Source organism: Pseudomonadota bacterium (assembly GCA_039024915.1).
GTDB lineage: Bacteria > Pseudomonadota > Alphaproteobacteria > Rhizobiales > MH13 > MH13.
The window spans coordinates 14,401-29,237 of the sequence record JBCCPK010000007.1; the positions used below are offsets into that span (position 1 = coordinate 14,401).

The 14,837-nt window shown below is 59.5% G+C and carries 16 protein-coding genes and 1 tRNA gene; 9 read left to right on the forward strand and 8 right to left on the reverse strand.

Annotated elements, in window-relative coordinates; genetic code table 11:
- Window position 1: 1 nt before the first annotated feature.
- Together AAF739_14225 and cysE are read right to left on the reverse strand one after the other, a co-directional pair.
- Complete coding sequence (locus tag AAF739_14225) at window positions 2–211, reverse strand: DUF3126 family protein (GenBank protein ID MEM6383825.1); 210 nt, start codon at window positions 209–211, stop codon at window positions 2–4.
- An 86-nt stretch (window positions 212–297) separates the two neighbouring features.
- Window positions 298–1,176 carry a serine O-acetyltransferase gene (gene cysE, locus AAF739_14230; GenBank protein MEM6383826.1) on the reverse strand — a complete coding sequence of 293 codons (879 nt, stop codon included), beginning with the start codon at window positions 1,174–1,176 and terminating at the stop codon, window positions 298–300.
- A 50-nt stretch (window positions 1,177–1,226) separates the two neighbouring features.
- Between cysE and AAF739_14235 the strand changes: the two genes are divergently transcribed.
- Complete coding sequence (locus AAF739_14235; protein MEM6383827.1) at window positions 1,227–1,985, forward strand: enoyl-CoA hydratase-related protein; 759 nt, start codon at window positions 1,227–1,229, stop codon at window positions 1,983–1,985.
- Between the two features lie 8 nt (window positions 1,986–1,993).
- Here the strand turns inward: AAF739_14235 and AAF739_14240 are convergent, their stop codons facing one another.
- Window positions 1,994–2,761, reverse strand: coding sequence for an alpha/beta hydrolase (locus tag AAF739_14240; GenBank protein MEM6383828.1), 768 nt, complete (start codon window positions 2,759–2,761; stop codon window positions 1,994–1,996).
- A gap of 133 nt (window positions 2,762–2,894) precedes the next feature.
- Here AAF739_14240 and AAF739_14245 point away from each other — a divergent pair, with 133 nt between their 5' ends.
- Complete coding sequence (locus AAF739_14245) at window positions 2,895–3,152, forward strand: zinc-finger domain-containing protein (GenBank protein MEM6383829.1); 258 nt, start codon at window positions 2,895–2,897, stop codon at window positions 3,150–3,152.
- 5 nt (window positions 3,153–3,157) lie between these two features.
- The gene (locus AAF739_14250) at window positions 3,158–4,270 is read left to right on the forward strand and encodes an FAD-dependent monooxygenase (protein MEM6383830.1); all 1,113 of its coding nucleotides are present in this window, start codon (window positions 3,158–3,160) and stop codon (window positions 4,268–4,270) included.
- A gap of 31 nt (window positions 4,271–4,301) precedes the next feature.
- Here AAF739_14250 and AAF739_14255 read toward each other — a convergent pair whose 3' ends face one another.
- The 4 genes from AAF739_14255 to AAF739_14270 form a co-directional block, all read right to left on the reverse strand.
- A complete protein-coding gene (locus AAF739_14255) occupies window positions 4,302–5,969 on the reverse strand; it encodes an AMP-binding protein (GenBank protein MEM6383831.1) in 1,668 nt (555 codons plus the stop codon).
- A 384-nt stretch (window positions 5,970–6,353) separates the two neighbouring features.
- Window positions 6,354–6,439 (reverse strand) — tRNA-Leu (locus AAF739_14260).
- A gap of 17 nt (window positions 6,440–6,456) precedes the next feature.
- Entirely contained in the window at window positions 6,457–6,963 is a 507-nt protein-coding gene (gpt, locus tag AAF739_14265) for a xanthine phosphoribosyltransferase (protein ID MEM6383832.1), read from the reverse strand.
- Between the two features lie 26 nt (window positions 6,964–6,989).
- Window positions 6,990–7,733 carry a molybdopterin-binding protein gene (locus AAF739_14270; protein ID MEM6383833.1) on the reverse strand — a complete coding sequence of 248 codons (744 nt, stop codon included), beginning with the start codon at window positions 7,731–7,733 and terminating at the stop codon, window positions 6,990–6,992.
- A 163-nt stretch (window positions 7,734–7,896) separates the two neighbouring features.
- On the opposite strand from AAF739_14270, the gene sfsA reads away from it, so the two are divergent.
- Window positions 7,897–8,628, forward strand: coding sequence for a DNA/RNA nuclease SfsA (gene sfsA, locus AAF739_14275; protein MEM6383834.1), 732 nt, complete (start codon window positions 7,897–7,899; stop codon window positions 8,626–8,628).
- Window positions 8,629–8,642: 14 nt separating this feature from the next.
- Here sfsA and AAF739_14280 read toward each other — a convergent pair whose 3' ends face one another.
- Entirely contained in the window at window positions 8,643–9,521 is an 879-nt protein-coding gene (locus AAF739_14280; GenBank protein MEM6383835.1) for an FkbM family methyltransferase, read from the reverse strand.
- Between the two features lie 245 nt (window positions 9,522–9,766).
- Between AAF739_14280 and map the strand changes: the two genes are divergently transcribed.
- From map to AAF739_14305, 5 genes are all read left to right on the forward strand, one after another.
- Window positions 9,767–10,582 (forward strand): type I methionyl aminopeptidase, encoded by an 816-nt coding sequence (gene map, locus AAF739_14285; protein MEM6383836.1) that lies wholly within the window; start codon window positions 9,767–9,769, stop codon window positions 10,580–10,582.
- Between the two features lie 95 nt (window positions 10,583–10,677).
- The gene (gene radC / locus AAF739_14290) at window positions 10,678–11,376 is read left to right on the forward strand and encodes a DNA repair protein RadC (protein MEM6383837.1); all 699 of its coding nucleotides are present in this window, start codon (window positions 10,678–10,680) and stop codon (window positions 11,374–11,376) included.
- A 107-nt stretch (window positions 11,377–11,483) separates the two neighbouring features.
- Window positions 11,484–12,896: a circularly permuted type 2 ATP-grasp protein gene (locus tag AAF739_14295; protein MEM6383838.1), complete on the forward strand. Its 1,413-nt coding sequence runs from the start codon at window positions 11,484–11,486 to the stop codon at window positions 12,894–12,896.
- Window positions 12,897–12,910: 14 nt separating this feature from the next.
- The gene (locus AAF739_14300; protein ID MEM6383839.1) at window positions 12,911–13,855 is read left to right on the forward strand and encodes an alpha-E domain-containing protein; all 945 of its coding nucleotides are present in this window, start codon (window positions 12,911–12,913) and stop codon (window positions 13,853–13,855) included.
- A 59-nt stretch (window positions 13,856–13,914) separates the two neighbouring features.
- Window positions 13,915–14,817, forward strand: a complete 903-nt coding sequence (locus AAF739_14305) for a transglutaminase family protein (GenBank protein MEM6383840.1) — start codon at window positions 13,915–13,917, stop codon at window positions 14,815–14,817.
- Window positions 14,818–14,837 lie beyond the last annotated feature (20 nt).

Below are 14,837 nucleotides of genomic sequence, written 5' to 3' on the forward strand. Positions count from 1 at the left end.
TCTATTCGAGGTCGAAGTCGAGGATCGACATCGTGAAGTTGTAGGCCAGGTCCTCGTCCTCATCATCCTTGTGAATGAGGCCAATGAATTCGTCGCCCATGTAGACCTCCGCTGAATCGTCCTTGCGCGGGCGCGCTTTGACCGCAAGCGCAGGCGAATCAAACAGGCGCCGCAAATAGGTTTCGATCTTCGACAGTTCATCAGCGGTCATGGTGTTTTGCGTCCCTTGAGTCGGCGTTGCCGGCCAGCCTTAGGGCGCAGCGGCGGGCACGGCAATGCGCCAGAGCGGTCAATTGCTCAAATTCCCGAGCCTTCATCCACAATTGATTGCAGTGGCATGGTGTGATCCATCCGGACCGACGGCATGCTTGCGTCGTCGGTGCAGATATCGCGCGCCACGATCTTCGCCGGAATCCCTGCAACGGTTGCGCATTCGGGCACGGGGTCAAGAACGACCGAACTGGCCGCAACGCGGGAAAACTGCCCCAGTTCGATGTTCCCCAGCACCTTTGCACCGGCCCCAACGAGCACGCCGCGTCGCACCTTGGGATGACGGTCGCCCTCATCCTTGCCCGTCCCGCCAAGCGTGACGTTCTGCATGACCGAAACGTCGTCCTCAATCACAGCCGTCTCACCGATGACGATCCCGGTCGCATGATCAAGAAAAAGCCCCGCGCCGATCCGCGTGCCGGGATGGATGTCTACCTGGAAGCGGGCGCTCGCCCGGCTTTGAACAAACAGGGCAAGATCCTTGCGGCCCGCGCGCCAAAGCGCATGCGAAAACCGGTAGGACTGCAGCGCGTGAAACCCTTTAAAGAACAAAAGCGGCTCGATCAGCCGGTGGCAGGCCGGGTCACGGTCGAGAACAGCGAGCAGATCTCGATGCAAATGGGTCAGCGTCGCCTCATCGGTCTCAAGAACGTCGAGAAACAGCGCGGAAATGTCGTCCGACGACCAAAGCGTATCGCCCAGCCTAGCCGCAAGCACACCCACCAACGCGTACTCGAGCGATGGCTGGCCCAAAACCAACGCCTGGAAAAGCCCACCGGTGGCGCCGTCTCGATCAACCGCCTGAAGGGCTTCGTCGCGGATGCTACGCCAAATCGGGTCCGTGGGCGCAAGCAGCTGGGCGCTTGCATCCTTGGTCGAGTGGGCGGCGAGTGCATGTTCAGTCATGGTGCAGGAACTTAAGCGCACACCACCTAAATTGCCAGCCGGTTCCCCTGATGACCATCACCATTGATGCAACGCCAACACGCCTCACCATCACGATAAACCGACCGCACAAGCGCAACGCGATGACAGCGGCGATGTGGGGCGCGGTTAAGGACGCCGTGGAGGCAGAGACAGGCGAACGCCTGATCATACTGCAGGGCACCGGAGGTATCTTCTGCGCGGGCGCGGACATATCGGAATTCGATTCGCTGCGCGCCAATCCACAAGCCGTCGCCCGATATGACGAGATCAGCGGCGGCGCGTATAGGGCGTTGCGGGCTGCGCGCGCGCCCACCTTAGCCCTGATTGACGGCGACTGCATGGGCGGCGGGTTGGCAATGGCAGCTGCCTGCGACATCCGCATCGCTAGCGGGAAGGCCCGCTTTGCGGTCCCGGCCGCCAAGCTGGGGCTTGCCTATCCGCCAGACGCAGCCGCTGATCTGGTGAGGCTCGTCGGTGCTGGAGATGCAAAATGGATCTTTCTGACCGCCGAACCGATCGACGCGGCGACCGCGCTGCGTATGGGCCTCATACAGACCCTGATCGACGCAGACCGCTTTGACGCCGACAGCGCGGCATTGATCGACGCAATCGAGGCCAAGGCCCGCCTGACGCAAATCGCGGCAAAGTCCGCCGTCAGCGCTGCGCTTGGGACCGGGACAGTGGGTCAAGCAGCCCGCGACGCGCAGACCTGTTTCGAGTCTGATGATTATGCGGAAGGACGGCAGGCCTTTCGCGATAAACGAAAACCCAATTTCACCGGTCGTTAAACCGCCGCCTAAAGCCCATGCCGGTCCAGAAACGCCAAAAAACCCTGCTTGTACTGCTTGTCACCGACCGCCGTCATGTGATCGCGGCGCTCAATGGCAAGATGCTCGCCGGCTGGCAGCAGGTCCACCAACTCGGCGCCGTCGCCAGAGACATCATCCTTCGTGCCAACAGCGACCAACGCGTGTTGACGGATTGACTGAACATCCTCTTCGGTAATCGGGTCGCGTGACGCCAGAATACAGGTCGCCAGCGCCTCCCGATCTGACTTGGTCTGCTCGGCAAAGGCGCGGAAGGCACGTCCGACCGGATGGTCCACCGCGCTCAGTGATGGCGCACGGAGGGCCTGTGCGATGATCTCCGATCCGCCGATGCCGCGGACCATATTGATACCAAGCCCGGCAAAACAAACCGCCGCGACCCGCTCCGGCGCATCGAGACATAAGAATGCTGAAATCCGGGCGCCCATTGAGTAGCCCATAACGATTGCCTGTTCGATGCCCAGATGATCGAGCAGACGCTGCGCATCGCCAGCCATCAGGCGCGATGGGTAGGCGGCGGGATCGTAGAGCTTTTCGCTCTCCCCATGCCCGCGATTATCGATCGCAATGGCGCGGTAGCCAGCCGTCTCAAGGGCTTCAAACCAGCGGGGCCCGACCCAGTTAATCTGACTGTTCGACGCGAAGCCATGGATCAGGAGTACAGGGAGTTTGCTCGCCCTGCCCTCGCCACTATCGCGAAATGCGAGGGTGACACCGTCGCTCACAAATGTCTGCATTGCGGGCCGCCCCTGTTGATTGATCTGAGCTGGAATGCGCGGCGAAAGGCTCGCGCACGCCGCTTGCCGCGCGCTATGTGCCGCGCTAGACCGGGAACGCGCAAGCCTGATCATCGTAAAGCGGGACACGAAGATGGCCGACAAGGCAATTCTGCACGTGCACAATCACGAAGGGCTACCCAAGATTTATGTGGGGGCCCGATCGTTCATGTGTATCGGCGCCAAGCCGCCTTTCGACCATCCGCACGTTTTCCTGACGTTTGGCGACGAGAACGAGAAGGTTTGCCCCTATTGCTCGACGCTTTATGTCTATGACCCGACGCTCGGCCCAATGGAGGCTCGGCCAGCCAGCGCCGTCTGGCATGGGGAAAGCGTCGCCGAAAGCGCCTGACACCCTTGAACAAAGAGCCGTTTCGAATCGTCGGCGGCGGGATTGCCGGCCTCACAGCAGTGCTATGTCTCGCCAAGCGAGGCCTGGCCTCTCAGCTCTTTGAAAGAGCGCCACAATTTGAGGAAGTTGGCGCAGGTCTTCAGCTATCGCCCAACGCGCTCAAGGTTTTGTTTGCGCTGGGCCTTCGGGACAAACTCGAGGGCCATGCAGTCGCCCCGTCACGGATTGCCATTCACAGCGGGCTTTCAGGCCGTCCCATCGCCCATGTGCCTTTAGGCAAGACTGCCGAACAACGCTACGGGACGCCCTATTGGGTGATGCATCGCGCCGACCTTCAGCGTGTACTCGTCGAGGCCTGTACCGCGAGCGAACTGATCACTCTGCAGACAGATCGCGATATCGCGCCTGACGTCGGCGTTGACGATGGTGGGGACCATCTGCCAACAATCGCTGCAGACGGCGTCAACTCGCGTTGGCGTTCCGCCATCCGTAATGACGCCGCAACCCGATTTACCGGCACAGTCGCGTGGCGCGCTGTAACACAGAGCGACAGCAGTGAAGCCAGCAACCCCGAAACACAGGTCTGGTTCGGACCAAATGCTCATCTGGTCAGCTATCCGCTTCGTGGCGGACGCGCGAGAAACCTCGTCGCCATCGCCCGGACAAACAAAATCGAGGGCATGCTTGATGCATTTGCAGCCTGGAGCGGAGACATTCGCGACCGGCTCATGGGCTGCCGAGACTGGAGCCCTTGGCCTTTGAAAGCCGTCGACCCAAAAGGGGCCTGGTACAAACACGACACCGTCCTTTTGGGCGATTCTGCCCACGCCATGCTGCCGTTTGCCGCGCAGGGTGCTGCGATGGCCATAGAAGACGCGTGGGTACTCGCACAGTTCTTGAGCCAACCAGTCGAGCCAGCTCAAGCTTTTGTGCGTTTCGAGGCCGCCAGGAAGGCACGGGTCTCAAGGGTTTGGCGTGAAGCGGAGCGCAATGGACGAATCTATCATATGACCGGACCCATGGCCTTGGGCCGCGATACGGTCATGCGAGCCAGTGGGCCGCAGCGTCTTCTGGCACGCTACGACTGGCTTTACGGGTGGTCGCCTGAAGGTTTGTAACCTTGGCGCTCGCTTAGATCCGCGACCTTTCTTAAGCCGCCTTCGCGCTTGAATTTTCGGGGGCAGCGAGCGCATCAATCGCGCCGTAGTTCAGCTTACCGGTTCCAAGAACGGGAAGAGCCTCAACGCTCACAACCTTTTTCGGGATCATCAGCTCTGACACGCCCGCTTTTTTGGCCCAGGCTAGGAGCTCCTTGGTTTTCGGATCTTCCTTTTCGGTGACCAGAACCAGTTGTTCGCCCTTGCGCTTGTCGGGGACAGCGCAAACCGCGTGGTTCACACCCGGCCAGACCTCACTGACATAGGCCTCGACAGCACTGAGCGAAACCATCTCGCCGCCCAGCTTTGCGAAGCGCTTCGCGCGACCCTTGATGGTAATCCGGCCATCCTCGTCGAGGTCGACAATGTCGCCGGTATCGTGCCAGCCACCCTCCAGCGGCTGAATGACACCGGGTTCGTCGCGCATCATGTAGCCCGCCATGACGTTGGGTCCGCGAACCTTGAGCCGACCACCTTCATTCAGGCCAGGAACCGGGTCGAGCTTGAACTCAATTGCGGGCATGACATAGCCCACAGTGCCCGAGACATTGTCGTCGAGATGATTGGCAGCAATGACCGGGGCAGCTTCAGTCGCGCCGTAGCCCTCAAGCAGATCGATATCGAAACGTTCGCGGAAAAGACGACGCGTCTCGTCTTTGACCCGCTCAGCTCCCAGCACCATCAGCCGCACGTTGGAGAAATCTTCTTTGTCCGCCGCCTTGATCCAACCGTTCACAAACGTATCGGTTGAGACCACAATTTTGGCGCCGGACCGGCGGACGTGGCTTGGTATCTCCTTGTAGTGAAGCGGCGAGGGATAAAAATAAGCCCCGACGCCCAGAACGATGCCTGCGATCAGACCGGCGGTTAGCCCAAACGAATGGAACACCGGTAGCGCCGTAAAGAAGCGATCTCCGGGCCGTAGATCGATGATCTGGCTGAACTGCCAGCAGTTCGACAGAAGGTTTGCATGGGTCAACGCCACCCCTTTGGGCACGCCCTCGGTGCCGGAGGTGAACAACAACACAGCGACGGCATCGGGGGATAAAGAGGCACCTTTCGCCCGCCGGGCACCAAGCTTCAGGCGCGCCATGCCCTTGACCTTGTCCATGGTGCCGATCTGCGCACGGACGTCTTCGGTCCAGACGAAGCGGCAGCGCCGGGACAGGCCCTCAACGAGGTCTTCAAGTCCGGCTTTTTCTATGAACGCGCGTGAGGAGACAATCACGTTAATCTCAGCGGTTTCACAGGCCGCCGTCAGGCTGCGCAGGCCCGCTGAGTAGTTGAGCATGGCCGGGATGATCCCTGCCGCCTGGCAAGCGAAGAAAACAGCTGCAACCCCGGACGCGTTTGGCAGGAGGACGCCAAGCGGCTTTCCGGACGGATCAAGAGCGGACAGCTTGTCGCCGAGCAACAGCGCGCCAAGGGTCAGCCGATCATAGGTCAGAGGCGTCTTCTGAAAATCATCAACGATGACCGTGCTACCGCCATGGTGTGCGCGAGCGTCGAGCAATGCCGTGTACAGGGTTTGTCGCCATGGTTCCGCGCCAGCTTCAGGAAGTGTAACGCTGCGCTTGCCGACGGATTGGCTTTTGCCATTGGGCAGCGCGCCGCCGACAAAGCGAGGCTCGACGGCCTGCGATTCCACCTGTTGCAGCATTGATAATCCTCCTCAAGCGCCGGCGCGCCGCGTTCGTCGCAGCATCCATGTTCGGGTTTATGCGTAGCCTAGCATATAAGCGATTGCTACTCGAAACCAAATTTGGGGGGGGGCAAACTGCTCTAGCTGGATGGAGGCGTCCGGTACAAGCCCCCCTCCCGTCGGTGAACAAGCCGATTGCGACAACCCAGCCCATGGGCAACTCCTGGGGACACGGTTGCAAGCAGCCGGCACTTGCTCATTTGTCGCGACAAACACCGCTTATGGCTGTGCCATATGGGCGGGCCATGTTTGTCGGCATTTTGGCGGGCTGACAGGAGCGAATGGTGAAGGAGGACTCGACCTGCACCGCAGTCGGGTCGCAGGTCCACTGCCTGGCAAGAGTGGTGCGGGCGGCGGGACTTGAACCCGCACGGCCTAGGGCCTCGGGATTTTAAGTCCCGTGTGTCTACCGATTCCACCACGCCCGCATCTTGTTCGCCTGTGCTCACCCTTCCTTCGCGATCGGCGGCACGAACGAGTAGCCCAAATCCCAAGGGAAGTAGATCCATGTATCCTGACTGACCTCGGTGACGAAGCTGTCCACAAGCGGTCGCCCCTTAGGTTTGGCGTAAACGGTCGCAAAGTGCGCTTTGGGCAGCATTTCCCGCAGCGCCTGGGCGGTTTTCCCCGTGTCGACGAGATCATCGATCAGCAACACGTTTTCACCCCCGCTCTCTAACAACTGCGGCGAGATCGCCTTGAGAACGTAGATTTCCCCCTGCATTTGCTCGCCGGAACCCTCGTAATCGTAGCTCGCAACCGACACGGTATCGATGGTGCGGATGTTCAGTTCACGGCAGACAATCGCTGCCGGAACCAGACCGCCGCGGGTCACCGAGACCATAGCGTCGAACGGCCCCTTGTCCGCCAGCCGCCAGGCCAAAGCCCGAGCATCGCGGTGGAACTGATCCCACGAAACGGGAAATGCTTTGTCGTTGAGGCTTTCGCTCATCGGATGCATGTCTCCTGCAAGGTCTCTCAGGCCGAGGGCGGTTTATCGGCAAGGCTTGCGCGCAGCTTGTGAGCCGCAGCGCTTGCTGCGTCAAGCGCCTCACGGTCCCTTGAACGAAGCACGATCTCGGTCGTGAACGCGCCATCCACCATCTTCGGATAGCTGCCAACGGAAACGGTCGGATGGGCCGTGGCGATGTCGGCAAGCTCACCAGCCAGGTCACCCTCACCGCAGGAGAACGGAACGATCTCCACCGCCAGCGGTTCGCCGCCATCAAGCGTCGGCAGGACGCTTTCCAGCATTGCCGAGAAAATCGACGGGACGCCTGCCATGACAAAAACGTTGCCGATCCGAAACCCCGGCGCGATGGACACGGGGTTATCAATCAACTCAGCGCCGTCCGGAAGCCTGGTCATCCGTTCGCGGGCGGCATTCATGTTACGCCCGGTTGCGTCATACCAGTCTGACAGCAGCTTGTAGGCTCTCGGGTCGACGGCGATACCGACACCAAAGGCTTCCGCGATCGAGTCGGCGGTGATGTCATCGTGCGTGGGTCCGATGCCCCCCGAGGTAAAAACATAGGAATTGGCCGCTCGCAGTGCATTGACTGCCGAAACAATCGCGTCCGTCCGGTCAGCAACGACCCGCACTTCCGTCAGATCGATACCGACCATTGTCAGAGCATCCGCAAGCGTCCCGATGTTCCGGTCCTTCGTTTTGCCAGACAAAATCTCATCGCCAATGACAAGAAAAGCTGCAGTCGCCACCATTGTAGTTTCACGCTCACCGATTGTGTTCTGACGCTAACCGCCGGTCGATCCCATCGCTGCCAAGGAGCGCGCCACATCGACCGGTCTAATCTGCTTGTGGGCAAGGGCTTAGCGGTGCCGGTGGGATGTTGCAATTTGCTGATTGCGCCACATTGGTATGAGCATGGAGTTTCCCACACCCCTGTTCGAAGCGCGCCTCATCAAACGCTACAAGCGGTTCCTCGCAGACGTTGAAATGCGCACGGGGCCGGATGCAGGCCAAATGATCACCGTGCACTGCCCCAACCCCGGCTCAATGATGGGCCTCGCTCGGCCCGGTGCCACGATCTGGGTATCGAAGTCGAGCAATCCGAAACGCAAACTCGCCTACACCTACGAGTTGGAACAGGTCGATGGGCCGGGCGAGCCGGCGATTGTTGGGATCAATACGATGCATCCCAACAAGCTTGCCGAAGAAGCAATACGCATCGGGCTCCTACCTGAGCTTGGCCCAATCGGCACCATTGTGCGCGAACAAAAGTATGGACAGAATTCGCGCATTGACCTGCTTCTTGCCGGCCCGGACGGTTCGGACACCTATGTTGAAGTCAAAAATGTTCATCTCATGCGTGAAGCTGGGCATCTGGAGTTCCCAGACAGCGTGACGGCTCGCGGGGCGAAGCACCTTGGAGAGCTGGCATCGATGGTCGAGCAGGGTCACCGCTCAGTGCTGGTTTTCATAGCCCAATGGCCGCATGCCAAAACCTTAGGTTTGGCGCGCGATCTCGATCCTGCCTATGGAAGAGCAATGGACGATGCGGTCGGGCGCGGCGTTGAAGTCTACGCTGTTGACTGCCTGCCAAGTCTCGAGGGAATTCAGCCGCGCGGACGCATACAAGTCGTGTTGGACGCTTGAGGCGCTGCGCGAGTTTACCCGGTCGCCGGCCGGGTCAACACCACGTTCAAGCGGGTCGAAAGAACGAGCTGATAACCCCTCTTGCGGGCGAGGTCGATGCAGTCGATCTGCCAGCTTTCCGGACTGTTTTCCAGTATAAGCACCGACGGCCACAGTGTAGCAGGCGCAGCTTCGAAAAACGGGGCGAGTGCGATGTCTTCGGCACCCTCAATATCGATCTTCATTGCATCGATACGTTGAAGGCCGAGGTCTGAAACCAAAGCCGCAAGTGGCTTGGCAGAAACGCTAATTTCCGTTGCACTGCCGCTGTTGCCGGCGAGACGACGCATTGATGTCTCACCGGCGTTTTGCTCGTCAACGAAAAGACTGATTGCGCCGTCAATGTCCGCAATCGCAAGCTGAATAGCCTCGATTGGCACGCCGGGGTTGAAGGCAATGTTCGTTTGCAAGCGTTGATGTATTTTCGGCTGCGGCTCGATGGCGATAATTCGCGCGTGCGGTCCGGAGCAGCTGGCAGCGAAAAAGCTGTAGGCCCCAACGTTGGCGCCAATATCAAGGAAGACCGCGTCGGCTGGTAAGGCGCGTGCGAGCAGTGCCCGCTCGTCGGGGTCGAAATACTGAGGCGTGAAGAGCAGACGCTTTTCGGCAAGATTGCCGCGGGGATCAATGCGCAGTTTGTGCCCAAAGACCTCAACGTCGGCCACATCTGGGACAGCAGACATCGCGAGGCGACGGGCAAGATAGGCCATCCTCTTTGCAAGGTAGCCGGTTCCACGCGAACTTGAGAAAGCTCGAAAACGCCGTGCGCGATCGTTCAACTCAAAACGGCCCCAAGGGGAGCCGGAGGCGTCCGAGGGCGTTGTATCCGATCCACTGTGTGCGTGTGCGTTCATGTAGCCGTCTTGTAGCCTCTTCTTTTGCGCTAAAAATCAGTCTATAGAACCACTTGCAAGCGGTCTTCCTTGCGGGGGCACCGATTTTAGGCGGGCAAATATCGTGATTGGCGTGATGAGGAAACCTGCGTTGCGCTCTAATCGCTGCGATAATGGCAAACGACCGCACTGTGATCGGCACCTTTTGTGACACCCGTCTTGGTCACTTGTTTGAGGTAGTGAAGAGCAGGAATTCGAGCCGACTGATGCTGCAGACCCAACCCCAAATCCGTTTGTTCGGGCCCGAAGCTTTCGAAGGTATGCATCGCGCCGGCCAGCTGACGGCAACGATCCTCGATCAGATCACTGACCTGATCAAACCCGGCGTCACAACCCAGCAGATTGATGACGCGGTGATGGATTTTGCCCGCGAGAATGGCGCTGTCCCTGCAACGCTCAACTATCGCGGTTACACGAAAGCAAGCTGCACATCGATCAACCATGTGGTGTGCCACGGCATCCCCAACACCAAACCTCTACGGCAGGGCGACATCATCAATGTCGACGTCACGCTCATTTATGATGGCTGGCACGGCGACTCGAGCCGGATGTATTCGGTCGGGGCGCTTAAGCGCGCGCCGGAACGCCTGATGGAGGTCACCTACAAAGCGCTGATGCGGGGCATTGCGGCTGCACGGCCAGGCAACCGGACGGGCGATATCGGGCATGCCATCCAAAGCTTTGCGGAAGCGGAGCGTTGCTCCATCGTGCGCGACTTTTGCGGCCATGGCATCGGCGACGTGTTTCACTTGCCGCCCAACATTCTGCACTATGGGAGGCCCGGCGAAGGCATCGACCTGCGCCCAGGAATGATTTTCACCATTGAGCCGATGATCAACATCGGTCGTCCGCACGTTAAAATCCTGTCGGATGGCTGGACCGCGGTAACCCGCGACCGGTCCCTTTCGGCCCAGTATGAGCATTCGATCGGCATAACCGAAGACGGCTGCGAGATCTTCACCAGCTCACCGGCTGGCCTGTTTGCACCAGCAAGCTTGCGCGACGCGGTCCGGGCAAGCTGAAGGGGCAGGCTTGGATTGGCGGGTTGGGCTTCATCAATGTCATCGGCGGGCAATGTCGAAGGCCTACCGTCTGAAGGCCCTTCAAAGCGCTGTCGATGAATGGGACCAAGCCCCACTATCATGGTCATCGCGAGCGGCTGCGAGAGCGGTTTAGGGAAGCTGGAGCGGAAGCGCTCGCCGATTACGAACTGCTTGAACTTCTCCTTTTCAGATCGATCCCCCGCCGGGATACCAAGCAGCTCGCCAAGCAGCTGATTGACCGATTTGGCTCACTTGGCGCCGTGTTGCATGCGCCCGTCGCGCAACTGTGCGAGGTGCCTGGCATCAAGATCAATACCGCAACCGACTTACACCTCGTCAGCGCTGCCGCCGCGGCCATGCACCGTGACGACATTGCGCACCGTGACGTCCTTTCAAGCTGGTCCGCTGTGATCGACTATTGTCGCAGCGAGATGGCACACCAAAGCGTCGAACAGTTCAGGATCCTGTTTCTGGACAAAAAGAACCAACTTCTGCGCGATGAGGTTCAGCAGAGCGGCACCGTTGACCACACACCGGTCTACCCCCGAGAGGTCGTCAAACGCAGCCTCGAACTTGGTGCCTCGGCAATCATCCTCGTCCACAATCATCCCTCCGGCGATCCAACGCCGTCGAACGCCGATATCACGATGACCCGTGAAATCATGGCAGCGGCGGAACCGCTCGGCGTCAACGTCCACGACCATCTGATCGTGGGTACCCAGGGCCATGTAAGCCTGAGGGCGCTGGGGTTCATGGATCAGCAGTCTGGCTAAATTTTAGCGCGTCATCCGCACCGTTTTGCTAAAACTCTGAGCTTACCGGCGCGTTTACTTCAACGAAGGTGTGTGCTCGATTGAAGGAAAGCCGACCAGGGAGCGCCATGACAGCATTTGATGAAATGACGATTGATGGGAGCGCGTGCCGCTCGCCTTACTCAATCGTACACCAGTGGCTCGACGGCCTCGACGCCGAAACACTGAAACTGCAGTCTTCCGAAGCGGAGATGCTCTTTCGTCGCATTGGCATTACTTTCGCGGTATATGGCGAAGCGGACGCAGAAGAGCGCCTAATTCCTTTCGACCTGATACCGCGCGTCCTTGCCAAAGACGAGTGGGCGCGCATGAGCGAAGGGCTGACACAACGGGTCAACACGCTCAACAGGTTCCTAGCCGACGTCTACGGTCCGCGCGAGTGCATCAAGGCCGGGATCATCCCCGCTGATTTGATCGATCAGAACGACCAGTACCGTCCCGAGATGATCGGCACGACACTGCCGGGCGATATCTGGGTCAACATCGCTGGCATCGATATCGTGCGTACCGATGCGGACAATTTCTTCGTTCTGGAAGACAATGCCCGCACGCCCAGCGGCGTATCGTATATGTTGGAAAACCGCGAAGTCATGATGCGGGTCGTGCCCGAACTTTTCTACGATCACGCGGTTGAGCCGGTCGAAAACTACGCCGACGAGCTGCTGCAGGCCCTGCAGTCCGTTGCCCCACGTGGGGTCAAGAACGATCCAACCTGTGCGCTGCTCACCCCCGGCCCCTTCAACAGCGCCTACTACGAGCATTCCTTCCTGGCCGATAAGCTGGGCATCGAGCTGGTGGAAGGGCGCGATCTGTTTGTCAAAGATGATGTGGTCTATATGCGCACCACGCTCGGTCCCCAACGCGTTGACGTCATCTACCGGCGTATCGACGACGACTTCATCGACCCCCTCGCCTTCAACCCGGAATCCATGCTGGGCGTGCCAGGTCTGATGACCGCCTATCTGGCTGGAAACGTCACGCTCGCAAACGCCGTGGGCACCGGGATTTCCGATGATAAGGCTATCTACACCTACATGCCGGAGCTGACGAAGTTCTTTCTCGGCGAAGAGCCAATCCTCAAGAACGTCCCAACGTGGCGGTGCCGCGAGGCCGATGCCCTTGCCTACGTTCTCGAGCACCTGTCGGAGCTGGTCGTCAAGGAGGTTGCGGGCTCAGGCGGCTATGGGATGCTGGTCGGACCGAAGGCCAGCCGCGATGAAATCGAGATCTTCCGGACCAAGTTAAAATCCAACCCCGATCACTTCATTGCCCAGCCCACCCTGGCGCTTTCGACCTGCCCGACCTTTGTTGGCGAAGGCGTCGCGCCACGGCACGTCGATCTGCGTCCCTTTGTGCTTTCGGGAACCAAAGGGGTGAATATCATACCAGGCGGTCTGACACGCGTTGCCCTGAAGGAGGGATCGCTGGTCGTCAATTCATCTCAGGGCGGCGGGACCAAAGATACCTGGGTCTTGGCGTAAGGAGCCTGGTCATGCTGCTCAGTCGCACAGCCGACAGCCTATTCTGGACCGCCCGTTATATTGAGCGTGCCGAAAACATCGCGCGGCTTCTGGAGGCGGCCACCCGCTTGTCAAACGTCCGTTCTGGAGATGCACCGGTTTCCAACGAGTGGGAGTCGGCGGTGCTTGCGACCGGAATGGAAGAACTTTTCGAAGAACGCTATGGCGAAGCGACGGCGCGCACGGTTGTCGATTTTCTGGCCTTTTCGGAAAGCAACCCGTCGTCCATCCGTTCTTGCCTCGAAGCGGCACGGTCGAATGCGCGATCTGTGCGAACGGCGATCACCATCGAAATGTGGGAGACGATCAACGCTGCGTGGCTTGAGCTCAAGCGCTACCGCACCTTCGGTCAGTCACGCGCGGAGTTGCTGGAGTTTCTGCGCTTCGTCAAACAGGTGGCACTGCGCGTCGACGGGATTGCCAACCGCACCATGCTTCGTACCGATGGCTACTCATTCTTCCGGCTTGGCGGATACATCGAGCGCGCCGATAACACCGCCCGCATTCTCGATGTGAAGTATCATGTGCTGCTTCCGCGCGGCGACCGCGTCGGCGGTGGACTGGACTATTTCCAATGGACGTCGATCTTGCGCTCTGTCTCGGCGCTGACCGCCTACCATTGGGTTTACCGCGAGAGCCTCAAGCCGTGGCTGGTTGCTGACCTGCTACTTCTTAACGAGGCGATGCCGCGCTCCCTGGCATCCTGTTATGGCAATATCACCCGCTACCTCGACATCCTGTCAAAGACCTATGGACGCCAGGGCAAGGCTCAACGTCTGGCGCGATCGATCCACTCGGACTTTCGTAACCGCGACATAGAAGGGATATTCCAGTCGGGGCTGCACGAGTTCGTTGAACAGTTTATCGGGCGCAACAACGAGCTAGGCTCGACGATCGCCGAGCAGTATCTTTTCCAGTAGATGAAAGCGCCAGGGCAAGCCCACCCGGCGCTCGTCGCGACACCAGTACCGAGTGCGTCATGCGTTTATCCGTCCAGCATATCGAGAAGTTTGAATTCGAACCCGCGGCCTTAAGCACCATCCAGGTTTGCCGGCTGACACCGCGCGACCATACCGGGCATTATGTTTGTGAATGGTCAGTCGAAGTCGATGCCGATTGCGATCTCAGCAATCGCGAAGACGCCTTCGGCAACATCGTCACCAGCTTCTCCGTCAACAAACCGCTCGAACGGCTGACTATTCGCTCGCTCGGCGAGATTGAAACAGAACAGCACCACGGGGTGGTGCGCGGAACACGCGAAGGGGTGCCGCTTGGCGTCTTTTTGCGCGTGACAGACGATGATGATCATGTCGCCCAAACCAAACAGTTGCTAGAGATGGCAGACACGCATGATCGATCACCCATTGATCGCCTCCATGCGCTTATGACGGCGCTTCACGCTATCACTGGAGACGACGACACTCGCGAGGCGAGCAGCAATGGAGGCGAAGGAGCGCCGGGTGCAAACGGTACGATAACGCCGCAACAGAGCCAGTCGCAAAGCTCTGATCCTGTACCCAAGTCTGCCCAGCGGTTCGCCGACGCCCTCAGAGCAAAGCAGTCGGGCAACCCTGCACTTCCGGCGATGTTGTTGGCCGATGCTGCGCGGCTGATCGGCATTCCTGCAAGGTTGATATCGGGCCACCGCCTGCTCAGCGAACAGGCGCGCAACACCGACACACGCGACGTTTGGGCGGAGATGTTTGTCGAAAAACTTGGTTGGATCGGCTTCGACCCGCGCCGCAACAATTGCCCCAGCGATGAGAGCGTTCGCATCGCAGCCGGTCTTAACCTGCCTGGGATAAGTGCGCTGCGGGTAAACCATCATACACAGCAAGGTGAGGCCACGCGCCACACGGAGATTGCCTTGTCGCGTGCCTGACGATAACCGTTGAGACACCG

Bases quoted from the DNA above. Each gene is read 5' to 3' on its own strand.
- AAF739_14225 (MEM6383825.1), bottom strand. From the start codon at position 211: ATGACCGCTGATGAACTGTCGAAGATCGAAACCTATTTGCGGCGCCTG.
- cysE (MEM6383826.1), bottom strand. From the start codon at position 1,176: ATGACTGAACATGCACTCGCCGCCCACTCGACCAAGGATGCAAGCGCC.
- AAF739_14235 (MEM6383827.1), top strand. From the start codon at position 1,227: ATGACCATCACCATTGATGCAACGCCAACACGCCTCACCATCACGATA.
- AAF739_14240 (MEM6383828.1), bottom strand. From the start codon at position 2,761: ATGCAGACATTTGTGAGCGACGGTGTCACCCTCGCATTTCGCGATAGT.
- AAF739_14245 (MEM6383829.1), top strand. From the start codon at position 2,895: ATGGCCGACAAGGCAATTCTGCACGTGCACAATCACGAAGGGCTACCC.
- AAF739_14255 (MEM6383831.1), bottom strand. From the start codon at position 5,969: ATGCTGCAACAGGTGGAATCGCAGGCCGTCGAGCCTCGCTTTGTCGGC.
- gpt (MEM6383832.1), bottom strand. From the start codon at position 6,963: ATGAGCGAAAGCCTCAACGACAAAGCATTTCCCGTTTCGTGGGATCAG.
- AAF739_14270 (MEM6383833.1), bottom strand. From the start codon at position 7,733: ATGGTGGCGACTGCAGCTTTTCTTGTCATTGGCGATGAGATTTTGTCT.
- sfsA (MEM6383834.1), top strand. From the start codon at position 7,897: ATGGAGTTTCCCACACCCCTGTTCGAAGCGCGCCTCATCAAACGCTAC.
- AAF739_14280 (MEM6383835.1), bottom strand. From the start codon at position 9,521: ATGAACGCACACGCACACAGTGGATCGGATACAACGCCCTCGGACGCC.
- map (MEM6383836.1), top strand. From the start codon at position 9,767: ATGCTGCAGACCCAACCCCAAATCCGTTTGTTCGGGCCCGAAGCTTTC.
- radC (MEM6383837.1), top strand. From the start codon at position 10,678: ATGAATGGGACCAAGCCCCACTATCATGGTCATCGCGAGCGGCTGCGA.
- AAF739_14295 (MEM6383838.1), top strand. From the start codon at position 11,484: ATGACAGCATTTGATGAAATGACGATTGATGGGAGCGCGTGCCGCTCG.
- AAF739_14305 (MEM6383840.1), top strand. From the start codon at position 13,915: ATGCGTTTATCCGTCCAGCATATCGAGAAGTTTGAATTCGAACCCGCG.